Raw genomic sequence first — 19755 nt, 5'->3', positions numbered from 1 at the left:
GCACTGCGCGCTATTCCGCGACCGGAAACTTGTAGAAGGCGAGCAGCGGCATGTAGGTGGCGCTGTCCAGCGGCAAATACACGATCGGGTTTCGCTCGAAGGCGCCATGGACATAAGCTTGGCCATGGAGCCGGCGCGCAAGCTTCAGGGTCACGGAAGCCGGACCGCTGATCGTGCATGCGGCAATGTCCGCGGTTCCTTCGGCGTCCTGGACGGTGAACAGGCGGTTCAACTGGCCGGTCGGCAGCAGATAGCCTTTGACATGCTCGAACTGCAGCTCGATGGACGGCGTGCCGGCATCGTCCGCCGGTATGTACCGCGCCTCCCGGATCTCCGGCGCCCGGAAATGCACGTCTTGGCCGTATACGGCCGCCAGCGCGGCTCTCGCCATCCGTTCCCCGATCAACAGATTCCCCGCGGGACTGTTATGGATCTCGTCCGACAACGGGCAATCGATCGCGGGTATGACCGTGACATGCGGAATTTCCCGCGCCGCGCGCCGCTGCTGCTCCCGAACGGTTCCCCAGGAAGCGTCGTCTTCCGGCGTTGTATCGGCACCCGTAAAGCGGTTCAATTGCACCGTCAGCACGGGCAGCGCCTCGTCGCCGAAATCCGCGCGCCACGAATCGACCATATGGCGGAATCGGTCCAGATAGGTAGCCGACAGCTCCGGCGAACAATCGGAACAGCCCTGATACCATAGCACGCCGCGCACGCTGCCGCCTACGGATTCGACCACGCCGCGCATCATCCGGTACAGCTCGCCATCCTCGGCCGGGTTCCATTTGCTGAGCGGCGAGCCCCCGAGCGCGGTCTGCACCAGTCCGATCGGCCATCCGGTCTCCCGTTTGACGAGCCGCGCGAATGCCAGGAACGGCGAATGGCCAGGGTTGGCCGTCTCCCGGTTCTCTGTGTGGATCGTGCGCGTCGATTCGTTAAACGGATGCGTGGCCAAATCCCATCGTCCGCTGTTGCGAAGCAGATGCACGCCGAATTCCGGCGGATCGACGACAGGCCCTTTACCGTAACCGGCCGCATTGCTCTGGCCCGCGATGACCCACAGATCGCCTACGCCCCAATGATGAATCATGTCCCCGCGGACGTTCCATTCCATGGCCGTATTGCCGTCCGCCTGCAGCGACGTTTCCAGCCGGTACAAGCCTCCGGCGGGAACCCGCTCGAGCCGAAGCCGCCATGTGCCGGCGCTCGGATCCGTTTCGGCCGGCGTCCACGTCACGACCTCCTCGCCCGAATCTTCCCTGACGACCCGCGCATACACTTGCCCCTTCGCCCCGCCGCCATCGGGCAGCTTCCAGCTGCCTACAAGCGCAATTGCGGCGCTGCCGCCCCGCTGCTGTACGATTTCCCAAGCTTGCGGTCCTTCCTCGATCATGACTCCGATTGGTGTGGTCACGGACAACTCCCTCTCCTTCGCAATGATGGATCCATCTCCAACATAGGCTATTTTGGGAGAGCGGTCAAAGCTTAAATTCGCCGGAAATCGCCGCGGCCCATACTGGCCGCCCGGCCCAAGACCGTGCATTGGTTCCCGCAACGGCAAGGCCCCGTTCGGATGAACGAGGCCTCAGCGTCTCAGATTGTAATGAAGCCCCACTACAGATACCAGGTACGCCAGCGCACCGGCCTCAAATCGAAGAGGAACCTATAATTGGAGGATTCGAGCAGGCTCGCAACAACTCACGTCTTGAGCAAGGACAGCTCCCGCAGCCGCTTCGCCGGCCTGGATTGGTTTGGTGGTTCGGGCTGGTCTGGTAGCTTGGACTGGCTTATGGACTGGCTTATGGACTGGCTTATGGACTGGCGTGGGCTGGTTTGTTGGCGTTGAATGGCTTGAGCTGGTTTGGACTGGGTGAACTGGCGTGGTGGTTCGGGCTGCTCTAGGCTGGTTTGGACTGGCTTGTGGACTGGGTGAAACTGGCCTGGTGGTTCGGGCTGGACTGACGTGGGCTGGGCTGGCGCGGACCAGCGTGGGCTGGTCGGGACTGGTTTGGACTGGCTTGAACTGGCTTGTAGACCAGCTTGGGCTGGTTTGGGTCGACGTGGACCGGCGTTGGCTGCCTGGACTGGCGTGGACGGCGCGGGCTTGCCTGAACTGGTTCGGACTGGGCTGGGCTGGTTTGGACCGGCGTGGACCGGCGTGGACCGGCGTGGGATGGCCTGGACTGGCGCGCGGGCCGGCTCGGACTGGCTTGGGCTTGCCTGAACCGCCAGAACCCTCGCGACCCGGTCGTCTTCATGACGGCCATATCGCGATACCTCCGCCGAAGTACGGAAACGGACAGGAGATCCGCTATTCCCTTCCTAATCACGTATTTTCATGTGCCGGCGGACAGGAGATCCGTTATATCGGCCAATGAACCTGTTTTCGATGCCAATCCGAGCCAATAACGAATCCTGTGTCCGACTGCTAACCCTCAAAGACTGTTTTCGCTCAAATAACGGAACCTGTGTCCACTTGCCCCTGAGGAGTACGATCCTTCCAACACATACGGCGTCAAACGGTCTAGAGCGGCCCGAAGGGGTTGTCCCGCAAACGATCGCATGCCATGGGAATTTCCCGTTAATTACGCGAAAGGACCTCTGCTTCCGCGAAGCGGAGGAAGGGGTCCTTTTCTCGAAGAAGCTCGGTTCTACGCGGGACTCCCATCATCAGAATCCGGCTTTTGGGACAGCCCTCTTCCTGTCGTGCCGACGGTCTCTTCCTACGTACGGCCAGCCTCTTCCCGAAGCGCCCTTATACGAGGAATAACTAAGCTCCGTGCAATACTGAAGCGCCGCTATACGAGGAAGAACCCTTCCTCGTGCAAATACTGCTCCGCTTCCTCGTACGTCTCGAGCACCATCTCCAGGTTGGCGCCCGCATAGACGTACCACAGATCGTCCTCGTGCTTCAGCGTCAGCGTCTGCTTGTCGGCGCCGTGCCATACCGACGCATTGCCGCTCTTCCTTCGGCCGCCGCTTTCTGCGCGGGCCGCCTTGGACGAAGCGGCCGGCTCCGGCTCGCGGACGGACAACGAGCGGATCGACTCCGCCACCAGCTCGCGCAGCGCCGCCTCGTCGTAGTCGCGAATATTGACGAAGCCCTTATCGTCCGTCTCGTAGCCGCTCAAGAGACCGGCATAGACGAAGCCGTTGCCGTTCGGATGCAGGTGGAAGGCGACGTTCTTCTTCTCGTACAAGCTCTCCTCGTACTGATAATTGACGCGGCCGAGCGACACGTCCTTCCTGTCGAGCTCGGGAAAGGACTCCAATATCGAAAGCTTCTGTTCGAAACTAAGCATAATCGCCTCCGGATAACGGTAATAGAATTGCCTGTGATTATACCACAGCCGCACGCGCAAGACCAAAAACCGCCGATTGATACGACATTTTATGTCGTACCGGCTGTTTTACACTGAAAAGGCAACAAACCATTACAGCAATCGAAATGGGGTCACACGCCAATGGCAAAAACGAAACGGGGCCGCATCCTCTGGAGCCTGCCTTCCCGGGGCCGGGGAACTTGCCCCATCTGCAGCCGCACGCGGATCAAGCTTCTGTATCCGCGCGCCAAATCCGACGGGACCGCGATCAAAGTATGCAAACGATGCATCCATGCCCCGCAGGACAAAATCGATGTCAACGCAGGTTGAGGCCGCAGCCCGTTTCCTATACGGAAGCGGGCTTGCCGTTTCAAAAAAACCGCTTGCCTCGCACCGCGCGCAGATGATGTAATGAGGTCTGAAGAGGTGGTTCCATGAGCAACTTGCACCGGATTCGGTGGTTCGACGGTCAGATCAGAGAAGGCAACTATCCGAACAGCACCGCGCTCGCCGGCCAGTTCGAGATTTCCAAGCGGCAGGCGCAGCGCGACATCGAATACTTGGCCTATTCTTTATCAGCCCCCCTGCTCTACGTTGCGAAGTACCGCGGGTATTGTTACGAGGATAAAACATACGCGCTTCCGCTCCTATATATGACCGAAGAAGAGCAGAAGATTTTGAACTATTTGGCCCGGCGCTACCGGGAATACAATTACGACGGCGCGCCCGCCGTCAACCGCGTGGCCAACCTGCTGGACCGCTTCGCTCCGAATGACGCGCCCCCGGATTTCCGGCTGCCCGTCTTCGATACGAACCCCCGGCTGATCGATCACGCGGAGCGAATGTCCGAAGCGATTGCCCGGGAAGCCGTCGTCACGCTGACGTACAAAGAGGGCGCCGAGACCGATTCGCTCGCCGTCTGGCCGTTGAAGCTGCTCTCCAGATACAATTGCGATTATGTCGCCGTCTATTCGGCAGCGGAGCACAGAAGGCGCATGCTGAGGCTCGACTGCATTGTCGGCATGACGGTCACGGCGGACCGCTTCGACGCTTCCGGGCTGGAAGAACGGGAATGGAGCGGCGACGGCGGCAGCGAACGAATCGCGAAGAAGCCGTTCACCGCCAAGCTCGGACTTCGCGAGCCCGCTCGCGGCCCGTCATGGAACGGCTATCGGATGCGGAGCACCGACGATCCGCTCGTCTACCTGGTCGAGTTTCACGACACGGACGCGTTCCTCCAGCAGCTCTGGATGTCGGGGTCGGCTTGGGATACGCTGCTCGCGCCCAGATGGCTGATCGACAAGCTGGAACGCCGATGCAGCGCCGTCCTGCGGCAGCTTGCACAATCGAAGGAGAGGTGAACCGCCAGCCATGTCCCGCGTCATGCTGCACGATATTCGAATGAAACGCGAGTCCAAGTCCTACGCGGACAGTCTCCATGCGATCCTGACGGCCGCCGGTCTGTTCCAAGGTCCCAAATATCTGTTGTCCGGCCTCTCCGGCTTGGCTTTCAAATTCGCCGTCCATCGGAAGCTGCTGCCGTTCTCGGTATCGGCCTACGGCCAATGGGGCAACGAGCATGACCCCGCCATTGAAAACCTGGGCCTCTTCTCGATTTCGGACGGCGGGCGGACGCGTCATCCGACGTTCCCGCAATACCAGCGGGACGCCGTCGACTGGGTCAAACAATCGCTTGACGCCGGCATCGGCGCCATCTATTGGATACCCGAGTTCGGCGTTATTTGCGGCTACGATGACGAAGACGAAGTTTTCTACGTGCTGGACGGCCGGAACGAAGAGCCGAGCGTCGTCCTGTACGATAATTTAGGCCTGAATTTCACGCCCTTCTGGTGCTGCCAAATTTTCGGCGAACGGGTCGAAATCGACCTGGCCGACATGGTGCTGGAATCGCTCCGTCTTGCCATCCGGGATTGGGAGACGCCGCACAAAACGCTGCCCGACACGGAGATCGCCTCCGGCAGGCTGGCCTTCGCCTTCTTCCGGGACGGACTCGCGGCAGGGGGATACGACGAGCGCGGCGCCGCATATATCCTGACGGACTACGTCTATACGCGCGGCGAAATCGCGGATTACCTGCATGACGTGCGGCACGCGCTGCCCGTGCTCGGCGAAGCCGCCGCCCTGTACGCCGAGCTTCGCGGCGCGCTCAAGGCCATCGACGGCTGCTGGACGCACGGGCCGGACGGCAAGCGAATCGATCCGGCGCGGATCGCGTTGCTCTGCGACGTCATGCGGCAGGCCGAAGCGCTGGAGGAGCGCGCAGTCGCGGTCTTCGCAGTCATATCCGCCCAGTTCCCCGACCGGAAACGGTCGACCGTCCCGCGATGGGGAGAACATACGCCGCGCTAACGACAGGAGGTGCCCGCAGCCATGGGCAGCAGAAGATTGACCGGACTCGCCTTGACCCGCGAATCCCTCTCTTACATTGACGCCATGCATGCGGTTCTTGCGCATTGCGGCTGGTTCGGCGCGTCCAAGGCGATGCTCGCCGGCATGACCATTAACGGCTTCCGCTTCAGCGTCGACCGCAAGCTGAGCGCGGATTCCTGGCATGCGTACAACTGGATCGCCGAGCATTTTCTCGCCGCCGACTTCATCGGCGTCGCCTCTTCCCAGAAGGCCGGCTTCAGCTTCGCCCCGACCTTCCCGCTGTATCGCAAGCACGCCGTCGCCATGATCAAGGAAGCGATCGATAACGGGATCGGCGCCGTGTTCTGGAAGGACGACTTCGTCGTCGCAGCGGGCTACGACGATGAAGCCGGCTGCTTGCTGTATGCCGATGGAAGCGGAGCGGCGCCGGAAGAACTGAAGCCCCTCCCCTATGACGAGTTCGGCTGCAACGAAACGCCATACTGGTACTATCAGACGTTCGATGCCCGAATCCCGCTCGACGAGCTGGAGATATACAGAGAATCGTTCATGCAAGCTATTTTTAAATGGGAGACGCATGATCTAATGCTGTCTCCAAGCGACTACGCATGCGGCAAACAAGTCTATGAGGCGTTTATTAAATTCCTAGACGCGGATGACGGATGTCACGCAGAGGCACGGCCGCTGTTGTGGCGGTACGCCGCAGCCAAACGCGATCTTGCCGATTACGCCGCGGAGCTGGCGAAGATTTGGCCGGACTGCCTCCCCATCGCGGACTGTTACGCGGGGGTAGCCGAACGGTTCGCGCAGCTGTCCGCGGAATTATCGGCGTCCGATACCGGCGGCAGCGGACCGAACGCCGACCGAATGAACGCCGACGTCCCTGCCGTCCCGCTGCTGCGGGAAGCCGCCGAGCTTGAGAACCGTGCCGTGCAGCTCATGAAGTCCATGATGCGCGAACGGCTCCACAACCGTTTCGGCGATATCTCCTTGCGCTAGCTGCATGAATGGGGGCATGCCTGAGTGTATTTTCCCGCTCCGGGGTAATATAACAGGGATGCAGCTGGAACAGTCCTCCAACCCATGCAGAAAGGCGGTGCATTCCCATGACGAAGCACAGAGACGGCTATGACGAAATGTACAACGAAACCTCGAATACCGCGGCAGGCATCAATACGCCGAAGAATCACGAGGGTTACGGCCCTCTCGATATGATCAGCGATGCGGTCGAGGAAATCGTCGACAACGTGCAGCATACGTTCCAGCACGAAGACGACGATCCGCTCGCTCACCTGCATCAGCATCACGCGGCTTATGACCGGCATTCCTATTGAAACAACGAAACCGCCCTCCGCGCGGCCAATCGGCCGATGGAGGGCGGTTTTGCATGGTTTGCATGGATCATGATTTGCATGGTTATGCCGCCGGAGCGCAAGCGTTCGGAAGCTCGGGACAGGCTAGCTCTCCGCGCCGAGCGACAGCGCCTCGGCCGCCTGATCGATGTCCCCGATCAGATCCTGCGGGCTTTCCAGGCCGATATACAGCCTGACGATGCTGCCGTCTTCCGGCTGCTTGCCCGCCGCATTGACGGTGACGAGGCTCTCGAACCCGCCCCAGCTGACGCCGATTCTGAAGTACTGCAGCTTGTCCGCCCACAGCTTCATCGTCGCGGGCGGCGCGGACGTCCGGAACGAGAACAAGCTGCTGCTGCCGGACATTTGGCTGGCCGCCAGCTCATGCTGCGGATGGGACGCCATGCCCGGATGGTTGACCTGATGCACGAACGGCAGCGATCGTACATGCTCCGCGACGGCCATGCCGCTCGCTTCGTGCCGCTGCATGCGCAGCGGCAGCGTCCGCAAGCCTTTGGCGACCAGCGCCGCCGTCTGCGGCGTCATGATCGCGCCGAAAAGCATGTACTCCTTGTTGCCGACCGCGTCGACCAGCTCCCGCGAGCCGAGTACGACGCCGCCGACGCAGTCGCTATGGCCGCCGATGTATTTGGTGACGGAATGCACGACCAGGTCGACGCCGAGGGCAAGCGGATTCTGATAGAGCGGCGTCGCCCACGTGTTGTCGATGATCGTCCGGGCTCCGATGCTCCGCGCGAACGCGGCGCATGCCCGCAAATCCTGCAGCTGGAAGTGCAGCGTCGTCGGGCTCTCCAGATAGAGCAGCTTGGTGTTGGGACGGGCCGCCGCCCGCCAACTCTCGATCGAGCGGCCGTCGATGAACGTCGTCTCTACGCCGAAACGGTTCAAGTACTCGGACAGGAACTCCCGCGTCGGCCCGTACGCCTGGTCGACGCAGACGATATGATCGCCCGCCCCGATGCAGGACATGATGGCCGCGGAGATCGCGCCCATGCCGGATGCGAAGCATTTGGCCCGCTCGGCCCCTTCCAGCGCGGCCAGCTTCTTCTCCAAGTAATCGACGGTCGGATTGTTGCCCCGCGAGTAGATATGATTGTCCATCAGCGATTGAAAGGCCTGCTCGAACGCCTCGTACGTCTCGAAGGCGAACAGGCTGTTCTGATAGACCGGGACGTGAATGGCGCCGTGATGCCGGGTATCGACGGCATCGTGCGCGACATGCGTGAACTGCGCCTCCAGTGAAGCATTGCGGATTGTCTGGTTGTTGTTGTCTGTGCTGCTCATCCTTTTTCTGCTCCTTGTGTCAAGCCTTCAACGATAAAGCGCTGCGCGAACGCGAAAATAACGACCGTGGGGATAACCGAAAGCACGACGCCGGCCGACATGGAGCCCCAATCGACGTCGAATTTCAAAATAAACGCGTTCATGGCGACAGGGAGCGTCTTCAGCTTCTCGTCGTCGATGAACATCGCCGCCAGGAACAGCTCGTTCCAGTTCTGCACGAAGGCGAAAATAAACGTCGACGCGATGCCCGGCAGCATGACCGGAATGATGACGCGCAGCAGCGCCGACCAGCGCGAGCAGCCGTCGATCATCGCCGCTTCCTCCAGGCTGGACGGAATCCGCTGGAAGAAGCCGCGCAGCATGATCGTCGAGAACGGGATGAGTCCGACGGTATACATGAGCACGAGCGAGAACCGCGTATTCAGCAAATTCATATGGCTCATCATCAGGTACAATGGCGCCAGCGCGATGAAGCCCGGCAGCATCTGGGTCAGGAAGAACGCCAGCATGATTTGGCCGTGGCCGCGGAATTTGAAGCGCGCCAGCACGTAAGCGCTCAGGACCGCGATGACGATAACGATCAGCGCCGCCAGAATCGCGACGATCAAGCTGTTGCCGATATAAATTTGGAACTTCGAGATTTTGAAAATGTTAATGTAGTTGTCCATCGTAAACGTCTTCGGCCAATAACGCAGCGGAAACGAGAAGATGTCCTTCTGCGGCTTGAACGACGTGATGACGATCCAATAAAGCGGGAAGACCATCAAGAGCAGGTAAATCGCCAGAAATACGATTTTGAACGCCGTGCCTAACCGTTGCTTCATTAGAAGTCACCTACTTTCTCCGCCTTGGTGACGGCCAGGAAGAAAATCGTATAGAGCAGCAGCAGCGCGATCATGATGACGCCGATCGCCGAAGCCGCGCCGTAGTCGCCGGCGTAGATGATTTTGTCCAGCATCATGGAGGACAGAATATGCGTGCTGCCGGCCGGACCGCCGTTGGTCAAGCCGTAGATGATCGTCGGATCGTTGAAGATCCAGATCGCCCGCAGCAGCGTCGTCGCGATGATCGTCGGTAAAATATATGGAAGCGTGACGTTCCACAGCTTGCGAATGCCCGTCGCCCCGTCCATGTCGGCCGCTTCGTACAGCTCCGACGGCACGGATTGCAGCGCCGCGAGCAGCATGATCGCGAAGAATGCGATGCCGTACCAGACATTGGCGATAATGACGGAGATCATCGCCCACTTCGGATCCGAGAGGAACCCGATCCGCTCGTGGATGATGCCGAGCCGCAGCAGTAGATCGTTGATGACGCCGATTTGCGAATTGAACATCCACTTCCAGATCATCCCGATCAGGAAGCCCGAGAGCGCCCAGGAATAGAACGCGAAGCCTTGGAATATCCCTCTGCCTCTGAACGGCTTCTTCAGCAGCAGCGCAAGCGCCAGACCGAACAGGAATTGGAATACGAGCGAGAAAAAGACCCAGTAGCCGCTGTTCTTCAGCGCGGTGAAAAATTTCGGATCGTGGAAGGCCGCCTTGAAATTGTCAAAGCCGACAAACTTGACATTGCGGAGATTGAACAGCTTGTAATCCTGAAACGCCATGATGATCCCCTTCAAGAAGGGATAGTACGTAAAGGCAAGCACTAACAACAAGGCGGGGAGCAGCCCCGATAGGATAAAAATCGTATGTTTTCTCATTATTCGCACCGCCTTGCTTCGTGGAATGTAGGAGGGGCGGCCAATGCCGCCCCTTCCTCAAGTTCAATGACCGTCGTCAGTTACTTCTGCTGCGCTTTCTGATCCGCCCAGTAGCTGTCCCACTTCTTGAGCGTGTCGTCCACGGATGCCTGACCGAGCAGCAGCGCTTGGCCCGATTCCATCTCGACTTGGCCCCATTGGCCCGTGCCCGGGTAAGCGAACGGAGGCTTGAAGTTCAGGAACGTATCCGGCGCTTGCGTCATGTCGAGCAGCGTTTTGTACGGACCGGACTTGAAGAAATCGTCTTCAGCCGCGGACGTATGAATCGGAATGAGTCCGTATGCTTTCGAGAACTCCGTATTCTCTTCCGGGCTGGACAGGAACGAGATCAGCTTCCAGGCGGCTTCCTTATGCGTGGAGTTGGCCGCGATGCCCCAGCCTGCTCCGCCTGCGGCGAGCAGCGCTTTGCCCGTAGGTCCCGCTTGCAGCGGCGCCGTTGCCCAAGTGCCTTCGGCCATTTTCTCCTGCAGCGATTGGATAACGTCCGGATCCTGCAGCAGCATGCCGGTTACGCCGGACGTAAACGCCTGCACCTGCTCCTGGAAGCCCCAGTTGACGGAGTCCGGCGGCGATGCTTCCTTATACAGCTTCTGATACAGCTCGATCGCGGCTTTCGCTTCCGGCGTCGAGAAGACCGTCTTGCCGTCCTTCGTGAACATCGAATCCTCGAGGTTGACGTTATCGCCGTTGAACGCGAGCACCATCGCGTCCGTCGTGCCGTTCGAACCCGCGCCGCCGCGGAACGAGAAGCCGTAACGGTTCTTCGACGGATCCGTCAGCTTCTTCGCCGTCTCGAACAGCTCGTCCCATGTCTTCGGAGGCGTCAAGCCTTGCTCCTTGAACCAGTCCGCGCGGTAGAACAGCTGGCGCTCGTACAGGCCGTTCGGGATGAAATACAGCTTGTCGCCGATGGAGCCGAGCGATTTCGAAATTTCACTCACCGTAGAATAATCCGACCACTTGTCGGCATATGCGTTAAGCGGCTCCACGAAGCCGTTGTTGACAAACTCTGCGACCGTCAAATCGCGTACCTCGAGCACGTCTATGTTTTCTTTGGCCCCAAGCATCGTTCTGATCTTGTTGTCGGCTTGATCGAATGGAGGCGAGATCAGGTCCACCTTAATATTCGGGTTTGCAGCCTCGAATTTGCTAATGGAAGCTTGGATCAATTGCGTCCGTTTCGGACTTGTAAGGCTTTCAATCATGCGCAGCGTTACTTTGCCGCCGTCAGCGTTTTCATTCGATGAGTCCTTGGTACTGCCGCAGCCCGCCAGCAGACCGGCAGACAGCGCACCGCAAAGCAATAAAGCAGAAACCTTCTTGCGATTCGTCATGTAGATTTCCCCCTATCTAGATGTATCATACAGTCATCCTGTCTGATAGGTTTGATTATATTGAAAGCGCTAACTGGTGTCAATAACAAAAACCAGCTACTGTACGCCCTTGATCTTGGCCTCGATGCAGTCCATCATCTTGTAAAACTCTTCCATGGCCTGTTCGGTATCGTGCACCTTGATCGCGTCGAACATCGTAATGTGGAATGGATAGGTCTCGTCGAACAGCTGCTTGTCGCCGAGCGGATCGTTGAAAAACTTCTCGTACAGCCCCGAGAAAGAATCGAGCACCGTTTCCAGCACCGGGTTGCCCGCCGCCTTGATGATGTGGCGATGGAATGCCAAATCGATCTGCGAGGTGTCCTGGCCCGCTTCCTTCAGCTTGCGGTATTCATACAGGCACGCCTCGATTTCGGCGACCTGATTGTCGGTGATTCGTTTGGACGCGAGGAAGACGGCTTGGCCTTCGAGCGCTCTGCGAACCTCGAGCGTATGCAGCAAGAAGACGCGCTCCTGCTCGATCTTGACCTTGCCCGTGAAGCGGTAGGTGTTCACGTCGCGGACGAAGATCCCTCTGCCGTTCTCCACCTGGATAATATCCATCGCTTCCAGATAACGAAGCGCCTCGCGCAAGGACGAACGGCCGACGCCGAACATATGCGTCATCTCCTCGACGGAGGGAAGCTTATCGCCTTCCGACAGTTCTTTCTCTTGAATATAGTTCTGAATTTCTTGCGACACCTGTTCATGTACAAGAACCTTTTGGATTTTTCGCATGCTTTCCAGCTATCCCCCTCACCTGGCTACCTATCTGATAGGTCAATAGTAAGGCAGCCCTTGCCGAAAGTCAATTCACACTCATACGATATGGAATATCATGTAAAATATGGCGTTAAACGTGATTCTTCGTGACATGGCATGAGCAATGGAGGGGGGAACGCGAGGCTGCAGCGGACGCTGCAAGGGGCGGCTTCAGCCTGTCGCCGATGGCCAGAAGCGGCGGCGCACTACCGCTGACGGCATGAAGCAGCGGGCGCACTGACGCAACGGCCAGAAGCGGCGGCGCACGGTGTTGATCGCGCGCGAGGAGCCGGCCCGGTAGCTCGGCGGCTCCTCGGCGGCTCCTTGATCGGCGCCCCCCGCCCTGCCTCGCTCGCGACACCCGCTATCGCGCCGGCAGCAGCTTGACGATGGCGCCTTTCCCGCTGACCTGAATCCCCGTCTCCTTGTTTCCTTTACCCTTGAGATCCGCGAGCAGCCGCTCCAGCAGCGCCTTCGCCTCCTTGCTCTCCTTGCCTTGCGCGCGGACGTTCAGCTCCACGGCTTTGCCGGCTTCCAGCAGCTTCTCGATCTGGCGCAGCTTCGTATCGTAATCGTGCTCCTCGATATGCGGCGTCAGCCGGATTTCCTTCGTCTTCTGCGATAGTTCATTCCGCTTCTCCGACTGCTTCTTCGCGTTCATGTCCTGCTTCGCGGCACTGCGGCTGACGAGCCGGCACGGCGGCGGGCTGGACATCAGCGACAAGCATACGAGGTCGACATTATGCCGTTTGGCCAGCGCCAGCGCCTCGCTGCGCGAAACGATGCCGAGATCCTCGCCGTCAATGCCGGTCAGCAGAACCTCGGATGCCTTGATTTGTTCGTTAACGATCATGATGCTGCCTGTTCCTCCTCTTGTACAAGCCGTGCGATCAACGGCGTCATCCAGTCGTCCAGCTTGCGGAACGCGTAGCCCGCGGCTTCCGCTCTCGCCGTGTCCATCCGCCATGCGCCCGGCACGCCGAACGGAGAGCCGTCCGCCTTGTCGGTCTCAGGGAGGACGATGGCCGCCTTGCCGGACGCCCTCTCGATCCGCTTCACGATTTCGCCCGGCGTAATGTCGCCCGCGGAGCAGGCATTGAACGCGCCTTCCGCGCCCGAACGGCCGATCCAGTCCAGAAACGCCGCCGCCTCGTCCGCATCGATGAACGACAAGGGCGCGTCAGGCACGGGGATGCCGATCGGCTGCCCGCGCAGCACATGCTCGACGTGAAAATGCAGCCGGCGCGTGTAATCGTCCGCCCCGAGCACGATCGGGAACCGCACCGCGGCTACGGGGAACGGGGCTTTCTGCAGCAGAACCGCTTCCACGAGCCGCTTGCCTTCGCCGTAGTCGGTATCCGCGGCATAGGTGGCGGGCAGCTCGTACCGATGCGCGTCGAACGCCGATTCCGCGTTGCTCGGTCCCCCGAACGGATAGACGCTGAGCGTCGAAGTGACCACGTATTGGCCGGTGCGGCCCGCGAACAGCTTCACCGCGTCCTCCGCCTCCTGCGGCTGGAAGCAGATGTTGTCGTAGACGACATCGTACCGCTCGTTCGCCAACGCTTGCCGCACGGCCGCGAAGTCCTTCCGGTCAGCCTGGATATGCTTCGCGCGGGCGCCGAACGGATTCGGCGTCCCGCCCCTTGTCAGAATCGTAACCGCATCGCCCGCAGCCAGCAGCCGCTCGACCAGCTTCAAGCCGAAAAACCTCGTCCCGCCAAGCACCAGTACGTTACGCATGTCATGCCACTTCCCTTCTCCTCCGTCTTATCATGGATAGTACGGTCTTGCTTATATGGTCTTGCTTGCCATATCGTCAAGGTTCTCTCGTTAACCCTCGCGGCCAGCGGCGGCTTACGAGCGCAGCGTCGAAGAAAGCTCGGATAACCGCTGCGTCGCCGCGGCATCAGCCGGGTTCACATGCAGCTTCAAGAAGATAGTCCGCAGCTCCGGCGCATGCCGAAGGACCGTTTCCTTGTTCGACGGATTGTTCAGCATGCCGACGAAGCCGTACAACACGCCGTCGATGAGATCGTTCTGCGCTTCGTAAGTCGTGAGCGGGGATATTGCCGCAGCGGCGGATAGAGCCGCTATGCACTGATGGTAGCCTTCCTCGTCCTCGGCCAAGTCCTTGCCGAAGCTCGACGCCACGATGCTCAGCTGATAGCTCAGCGCGTTATCCGCGTTCTGCCGAAGGAAGCGGACGCTTTCGTCGCTGTCGTTCCGGGCTCTGATGCTCACGGCCAGGAAGGCGGCAAGCACGACGATCACGCCGACCGATGCGGCGGTCCAATAGGTAGCAGGCTTCAAAGCGGCAGCTCCTTTCGTTGCATCCTCATGCCGGTCTCGCTAACGCGTAATAATAAAGTCCGTCCCGCAGCGCCGTTGCGCGCGTGAAGCCAAGCTTGGCCAGCAGCGATTGGCACCGCGTATTGTCGACCTCCACGGTCGCTTCGATGACGGCCAGCTTCATCTGCCGAAAGCCGATATCGATCAGCTCGCGCAGCGCTTCCGCCATATAGCCTTGTCCCCAGCAGGACGGCGACAGGTCGAAGCCGATCTCCGCGATCCCGGCCGGATCTTGGCGCCAGCAGTGGAAGCCGCATGTGCCGAGCAGCGCCGCGGTCTCCTTATCGAACATGCCGTACCTGCACCCGCTGTCGTCCAAGTGGAACTGAATGATTGCCTCGGCCTCCCGAATCGATCCGCAAGGCTCGATGTCCATGAACCGCGTCACTTCCGGATCGGCGAAATGACGGCACGCCGCTTCGGCGTCCGCCAGGGTCAGCTCCCTGAGCCGCAGCCTTGGCGTTGTTCGCTCCGGATAGATCATCCTGTTAATCGTAGTCCAACTCCTTCACGAAGTATAGCACCAGCTCGTCGTCGACGCGGACATTCTGTCCGGGCGCCACCTCCACGTCCCCGTACATGACGCCGTTGCCGTCCGGAATGTAGCCCCGCTGGCAATAAATCCGCTGCGCCGCTCCATAATCCTTGTACAGTCCGACGCCGATGCCGATCCGGTTATGGTCCCGGCCGACGATCGCTTCGAACTCGTCCATCATCAAGTTGGCCGCGCCGCGCCTGCGGAAGGGCGGAAAGACGTTCAAGTCGCTGATTTCCGGGATATGGCGATCCAGGAAATACGGATACGAGGATTGGTACTTCAGATGCGAGCAGCCGGCAAGCTGCCCGTTCGCGTATGCGAGCAGCGTCACGCGGGCGCCGGATTCGTTTTCAGCCAAACATTGGTCGTAATATGCCTCGTCGCGGTACATGCCATGCGCCGCGAACGCGGTCTTCCACTGCGCCTTCTGCGCTTCGGTGCCGAGCCGTTCCAGTACGATTTCCATGCCGATTGCGCTCCCCTTATCCCGATTGTCGCGTGCGGTACGCTCCTGCCGGTCCGGCTAGTCCGTCCCAAGCAGGCGCGATTCGTCCGCAAAGTGGCTCATATCCCCATGCAGCACGATGTCCGATCGCCCCTCGCCGATGACGATTTTGCTCAAGCACGACGGGTGAATGTAAGGCGGCTGCCAAATATCCTTCATCGCCCGGCCTTCGAAATACGCCATCACCAGCTTCACGACCACCGTATGGGTCACGATCAGAATCGACCGGCCCCGATGCTCGTCAAGAATGCGGTTCACTTGACGGACCGCACGCGCGGCAACGTCCGCGAACGTCTCGCTGCCGCTGACGCCGAACGCTTCCGGATCGTTCCAGAACCGCCCGAACTGCTCGGGGAACCGCGCTTCGACCTCGCTCTGCGCCAACCCTTCCCAGATGCCGAGACCGATTTCCTTCAGCGCCTCCGCAGTGACGACGTCCGCCGCCCGAATGCCCCGAATAAGCTCCGCCGTCCGGCAGGCCCGCGAGCTCGGGCTGGCATAGAAGGCGTCGATCCGCTCGTTGCGAAGCGCCTCGCCGAGCCGCACCGCCTGCTCTACCCCGAGCGGCGTGAGCGGCGAGTCTTGGTGTCCCTGCATGCGATGCGCAACATTCCATTCCGTCTGGCCATGCCGGACGATATAAAGCGTCGTTGTCAAGCGGCGTCCCCCTTCCCGGCCTTACGGCCTGCGCCCGGTCTCATCCGTCTCGCGCGCCAGGAAGCCCTTCTCCGCGGCATCCGCGATAAGCTCCTGCGCGTACGTCCACAAGCGCTCCGAGCCGTTCGCGATCTCCCGGTTGCGCTTCAGCACCATGCCTTCCGTAATGCTATGCCGCTGCCAGGATTCGCCTTCATTATGATGGTTGTGGATGAGCGGCTGCAGACGGTCCAGCGACGACGCGAACCGCGCTTCCGGCGTCTCCTTCGCTTCGAACTCCCGCCAGAGCTCGTGCAGCTCCCGCTCCTGCGCTTCGGGCAGCAGGCCGAATATCCGGTTCGCCGCGCGTCGCTCGCGCTCATCCTTATCCTCATGCCCTTTCGTATCGTATGCGAACGTGTCGCCGGCATCGATCTCGACGATATCGTGGACGAGCAGCATCTTCACGACTTTCAGCAGGTCGATTTCCGCATTCGCTTCCTGCCGCAGGATGAGCGCCATCATCGCCAGATGCCACGAGTGCTCCGCATCGTTCTCGAAGCGATCGCCGTGCATGATTCTCGCTTGGCGCTGGATCGTCTTCAGCTTGTCGATTTCAACCAGGAACGCCATCTGCTGCTCCAACATGGACAAGGTCACTATCGCTACGCCTCCCGTATGCCGAATCTATGAGCTACTCTATAATTCTAGCACAAATTGGAACCGTTTACGCCAATGCGTTGTTCGGACTTGCATGCAGAAGCAGGCGTCTCGCTTTAGCTCCCTCGCCGTTCCCGTACCGGAATTCAGCCGACGGGAAAAAGGCGGCTCCGTCTACGGGCCGCCCGATTAGGGGATAGCTTGCCAAACGCATGGCTGCGGCCTTGTCCTCGGCCTCCCGCCGGCTTAATAGGAGATCGCGATTTCCCTCGACCGCTCGTCCCAGCTGCACGCGGCATGCAGCGCTTCGCTGACGAACCTGAGCGGCACCATTGCAGCGGCGCCGATCAACACGGCGCTTGCATTCATCGTCGTTTTCGTGCCGTTAATGTACGAGACGGACGAACCCAGCGTGAGCTGAACGGAGGTGCCTTCTTTGCTGGCCCGGATCGTCTTGCCGCGCGGATCCCATTGCACCGAGGCTCCCAGCGCTTCGAAAATCGCGCGCATCGGCACTCGCGTAACGCCCTGCATCATCACGGCGGACTGCGCGGTATGGAACGGCTGTCCGTTGATCGTAATCAAGATGCCCGGCGTGTAGTCTGCCCGTAATACATAATCGTACCGGACATCCGTAAACAGGCTCACCTTATAAGTTCCGGTCTCGGCAGCCATGAATTCGAAGCGCATGCCCGCGTTCGAAGAGGCGCTCCGCACGGTTTGATTATTATGGGATATGATGACCGTGAGTTCATCGTCGCTGCCCCTCGCGCCGTTGATTTCGAATTTGACCTTCGTTCCCTTCTCGGCGACCAACGAATAGAACTGCCATTCGCCGGCTTGCAGCTGTCCGTGCTGCAGTTTTCCGGGATAGACGGGGTATGCGGTTTCAGCCGTTGTTCCCTCGCCGCCCTGCTCCGCGCGGACATGCGGAACGGTCTGCCCCGTCAAGAGAATCACGGCCGCCAGCGCGACACCGATCCTCCTGCTTAGCTTCGACCCGATTATCGTCTTAGTTACCTTCTGAGTTGCCGTATGGATTGCCGTCCTGATTGCCGTACTGATTGCCGTCCTGATAACCGTCTTGGTTGCCATGGTGGATTTCGCTCCTTCTCATTATGTGCAGCGAATGCTGTTGAATCGCTTAACGTCCTCGTCTCAAGCGGATGACAAACCAGGAACCGAGCATGATGAAGACGCCGGCCGCCGCCGCGCCGAAGAACAAGCCGATTGCCGCGGGATTGATGCCGCCGCCCGCGAACCCCAGAATAATGTTCAGCATAAAGCAGATAAAGCCCAGGAAGAACATCGCCATGCCCGCAAGCAGGAACGAATGGGCCAAGCCCCATGTTCCTTTGCTTCGCGCGCGGGCGAGCTCTCGTACCATCTCGAGCAGCAGCTCCATGTCGGCAGCGCTGTTTCTTCTTCGCGAGTAATAAGGTTTGCGCATCGTTCGTTTCTCCCGTTCGCTATAATTTGGCCTCGTACACGGCAATGCCGGCATCCCTTGCGTATAGTTTGGCGCCTCGATCCTTGCTGACGAACAGCAGGCTGCCGCCCGTACGGTTCTTCTCGGCCAAATACGCCCCGATAATGCGCTGATCCGGCTCGTTCGGATCCAAATCGTGCCGCTCCATCTGCTCGCGGTTCTCCCGCACGATCGACAGCCGGCCGGCAGCCTGCAGCTTGTCCAGATGGTAGAATGCCTTGGACGCTTTCTGACCGAGCGCGGCATCCTTCTTCATGCCCTCCAGCTCCGCCACGACCTGCTTCGCGATGACGAGACGGTTCGTCTCCGCCGCTTCATCCATCAGCTCCGGCATATCGAGCAGCACGTTGGTGTCGAATCCGACGACATACTCGCCATACCCGGAGAAATCGGCTCGCGGCTTCATGAACCGGTCCTGTGTCTGTCTCAACTGTTCCGTCTCGCGGCGATAGGCATTGCGGACGGATCTCCCGCGGACGGACGGGGCGTACCGTTTTCTCGGCTGCGGCTTCCTGTAAGACAGCACGATCAGCGAAGCGGCTCCGGCAATGACGGCGAAGATCGCCTTCTTGAAGAACGCCCCGTTCATCTCCTTGCGGCCCAGCTGCACCTTCATTGCGGATGTCGCCCTCTCCATGATCGAGCCGTCCGTTACGAGCTCCGGTTCCAGGAAAGGCTTGAGCTTGGCAGCCTGCAAAGCGTTGACGGCGCATGCATACAGCAGGACCAGCCCCAATGCGACGCGAATGAGTTTACCCATGCTCCTCCACTACTCCTTTGTATGTATGGTATGGCGCGCGCCATTCTCTTCTGCTTCGTCTTCCTTGTCTTCATCGTCTTCCAGAAAATCCGCCGGCTCCTCACCCTCGGAAGCATCGGACTCCAGGCTGTCCAGCCGATACCGCAGCGACTGGCTCATCCGGGTATAGTGCATCTCCCTGACCGTCCGGCTAATATCCCACAGCCGAAGATCCATTTTGTACACCTCGTTCTTCACGAGGCTGATATGCACCATAATCAAGACCGCGCTCAGAAACAGCACCAGCGCGATGATGCCGGCCCCCTCGATGTAGACCTTGTGCGCGAATATGCTCATCATATAATCCGCCGTCTGCAGCGTGATCTGATTGCTGTCGACCAGTCCGGTCACGCGATCGGCCTCGTCCGAATACGCCCAGTACAGTCCGTAGAACATGTAGACCAAATAAAGCAATAGCAGCGCGATCACCGCGCGAAGCGAATATTTGAGCATGATCTCCCATGCGCCGGAGCCCAGTTCCTTCAATCTCTTCATCGCGTTCTCC

At 59.8% G+C, this 19755-nt stretch carries 23 protein-coding genes; 5 read left to right on the top strand and 18 right to left on the bottom strand.

Annotation, left to right across the window (positions count from 1 at the left end; all coding sequences use genetic code 11):
• Positions 1–10: 10 nt before the first annotated feature.
• Both GXP70_RS03625 and GXP70_RS03620 read right to left on the bottom strand, forming a co-directional pair.
• Positions 11–1414 (bottom strand): sialate O-acetylesterase, encoded by a 1404-nt coding sequence (locus GXP70_RS03625; RefSeq protein ID WP_162355207.1) that lies wholly within the window; start codon positions 1412–1414, stop codon positions 11–13.
• Between the two features lie 1384 nt (positions 1415–2798).
• On the bottom strand, positions 2799–3302 hold the full coding sequence (locus GXP70_RS03620; protein ID WP_162355206.1) for a hypothetical protein: 504 nt from the start codon (positions 3300–3302) through the stop codon (positions 2799–2801).
• Positions 3303–3464: 162 nt separating this feature from the next.
• Between GXP70_RS03620 and GXP70_RS29690 the strand changes: the two genes are divergently transcribed.
• From GXP70_RS29690 to GXP70_RS03600, 5 genes are all read left to right on the top strand, one after another.
• A complete protein-coding gene (locus GXP70_RS29690; RefSeq protein WP_225442651.1) occupies positions 3465–3653 on the top strand; it encodes a hypothetical protein in 189 nt (62 codons plus the stop codon).
• A 104-nt stretch (positions 3654–3757) separates the two neighbouring features.
• Positions 3758–4684 carry a helix-turn-helix transcriptional regulator gene (locus tag GXP70_RS03615; protein WP_162355205.1) on the top strand — a complete coding sequence of 309 codons (927 nt, stop codon included), beginning with the start codon at positions 3758–3760 and terminating at the stop codon, positions 4682–4684.
• A gap of 10 nt (positions 4685–4694) precedes the next feature.
• Entirely contained in the window at positions 4695–5693 is a 999-nt protein-coding gene (locus GXP70_RS03610; protein ID WP_162355204.1) for a cysteine peptidase family C39 domain-containing protein, read from the top strand.
• A gap of 21 nt (positions 5694–5714) precedes the next feature.
• Positions 5715–6713 carry a hypothetical protein gene (locus GXP70_RS03605; protein WP_162355203.1) on the top strand — a complete coding sequence of 333 codons (999 nt, stop codon included), beginning with the start codon at positions 5715–5717 and terminating at the stop codon, positions 6711–6713.
• 107 nt (positions 6714–6820) lie between these two features.
• Positions 6821–7048 (top strand): hypothetical protein, encoded by a 228-nt coding sequence (locus tag GXP70_RS03600; RefSeq protein WP_162355202.1) that lies wholly within the window; start codon positions 6821–6823, stop codon positions 7046–7048.
• A 123-nt stretch (positions 7049–7171) separates the two neighbouring features.
• Here GXP70_RS03600 and GXP70_RS03595 read toward each other — a convergent pair whose 3' ends face one another.
• The 16 genes from GXP70_RS03595 to GXP70_RS03520 all read right to left on the bottom strand — a co-directional run bounded on the left by GXP70_RS03595 (position 7172) and on the right by GXP70_RS03520 (position 19745).
• Positions 7172–8371, bottom strand: a complete 1200-nt coding sequence (locus tag GXP70_RS03595; RefSeq protein ID WP_162355201.1) for a trans-sulfuration enzyme family protein — start codon at positions 8369–8371, stop codon at positions 7172–7174.
• Positions 8368–9195 carry a carbohydrate ABC transporter permease gene (locus GXP70_RS03590; RefSeq protein WP_162355200.1) on the bottom strand — a complete coding sequence of 276 codons (828 nt, stop codon included), beginning with the start codon at positions 9193–9195 and terminating at the stop codon, positions 8368–8370. The genes GXP70_RS03595 and GXP70_RS03590 overlap by 4 nt, the downstream gene beginning before the upstream one ends.
• Positions 9195–10076 carry a carbohydrate ABC transporter permease gene (locus GXP70_RS03585; RefSeq protein ID WP_162355199.1) on the bottom strand — a complete coding sequence of 294 codons (882 nt, stop codon included), beginning with the start codon at positions 10074–10076 and terminating at the stop codon, positions 9195–9197. The genes GXP70_RS03590 and GXP70_RS03585 overlap by 1 nt, the downstream gene beginning before the upstream one ends.
• A gap of 80 nt (positions 10077–10156) precedes the next feature.
• Entirely contained in the window at positions 10157–11470 is a 1314-nt protein-coding gene (locus tag GXP70_RS03580) for an ABC transporter substrate-binding protein (protein WP_162355198.1), read from the bottom strand.
• Positions 11471–11566: 96 nt separating this feature from the next.
• A complete protein-coding gene (locus tag GXP70_RS03575; protein WP_162355197.1) occupies positions 11567–12247 on the bottom strand; it encodes a FadR/GntR family transcriptional regulator in 681 nt (226 codons plus the stop codon).
• 388 nt (positions 12248–12635) lie between these two features.
• Positions 12636–13127: a translation initiation factor IF-3 gene (gene infC / locus GXP70_RS03570; protein WP_162360279.1), complete on the bottom strand. Its 492-nt coding sequence runs from the start codon at positions 13125–13127 to the stop codon at positions 12636–12638.
• Positions 13121–14014: an NAD-dependent epimerase/dehydratase family protein gene (locus tag GXP70_RS03565; protein WP_162355196.1), complete on the bottom strand. Its 894-nt coding sequence runs from the start codon at positions 14012–14014 to the stop codon at positions 13121–13123. Before GXP70_RS03565 ends, infC begins: the two co-directional genes overlap by 7 nt.
• Positions 14015–14128: 114 nt before the next feature.
• On the bottom strand, positions 14129–14584 hold the full coding sequence (locus GXP70_RS03560) for a hypothetical protein (protein WP_162355195.1): 456 nt from the start codon (positions 14582–14584) through the stop codon (positions 14129–14131).
• Between the two features lie 25 nt (positions 14585–14609).
• Positions 14610–15107 carry a GNAT family N-acetyltransferase gene (locus GXP70_RS03555; protein ID WP_162355194.1) on the bottom strand — a complete coding sequence of 166 codons (498 nt, stop codon included), beginning with the start codon at positions 15105–15107 and terminating at the stop codon, positions 14610–14612.
• A gap of 4 nt (positions 15108–15111) precedes the next feature.
• Positions 15112–15627 (bottom strand): GNAT family N-acetyltransferase, encoded by a 516-nt coding sequence (locus GXP70_RS03550; protein WP_162355193.1) that lies wholly within the window; start codon positions 15625–15627, stop codon positions 15112–15114.
• A gap of 57 nt (positions 15628–15684) precedes the next feature.
• Positions 15685–16323: a histidine phosphatase family protein gene (locus tag GXP70_RS03545; RefSeq protein ID WP_162355192.1), complete on the bottom strand. Its 639-nt coding sequence runs from the start codon at positions 16321–16323 to the stop codon at positions 15685–15687.
• A gap of 21 nt (positions 16324–16344) precedes the next feature.
• A complete protein-coding gene (locus GXP70_RS03540; protein ID WP_162360278.1) occupies positions 16345–16950 on the bottom strand; it encodes an HD domain-containing protein in 606 nt (201 codons plus the stop codon).
• A gap of 258 nt (positions 16951–17208) precedes the next feature.
• On the bottom strand, positions 17209–18057 hold the full coding sequence (locus GXP70_RS03535) for a copper amine oxidase N-terminal domain-containing protein (protein WP_162355191.1): 849 nt from the start codon (positions 18055–18057) through the stop codon (positions 17209–17211).
• A gap of 49 nt (positions 18058–18106) precedes the next feature.
• Complete coding sequence (locus tag GXP70_RS03530) at positions 18107–18412, bottom strand: vitamin K epoxide reductase family protein (RefSeq protein ID WP_162355190.1); 306 nt, start codon at positions 18410–18412, stop codon at positions 18107–18109.
• Positions 18413–18431: 19 nt separating this feature from the next.
• The gene (locus tag GXP70_RS03525) at positions 18432–19211 is read right to left on the bottom strand and encodes a PIN domain-containing protein (RefSeq protein ID WP_162355189.1); all 780 of its coding nucleotides are present in this window, start codon (positions 19209–19211) and stop codon (positions 18432–18434) included.
• A gap of 9 nt (positions 19212–19220) precedes the next feature.
• Positions 19221–19745 carry a hypothetical protein gene (locus GXP70_RS03520; RefSeq protein ID WP_162355188.1) on the bottom strand — a complete coding sequence of 175 codons (525 nt, stop codon included), beginning with the start codon at positions 19743–19745 and terminating at the stop codon, positions 19221–19223.
• Positions 19746–19755 lie beyond the last annotated feature (10 nt).

This window comes from Paenibacillus lycopersici, from assembly GCF_010119935.1.
Classification (GTDB): Bacteria; Bacillota; Bacilli; order Paenibacillales; family Paenibacillaceae; genus Paenibacillus_Z; species Paenibacillus_Z lycopersici.
This window is presented reverse-complemented; position numbering and strand designations above follow the sequence as displayed.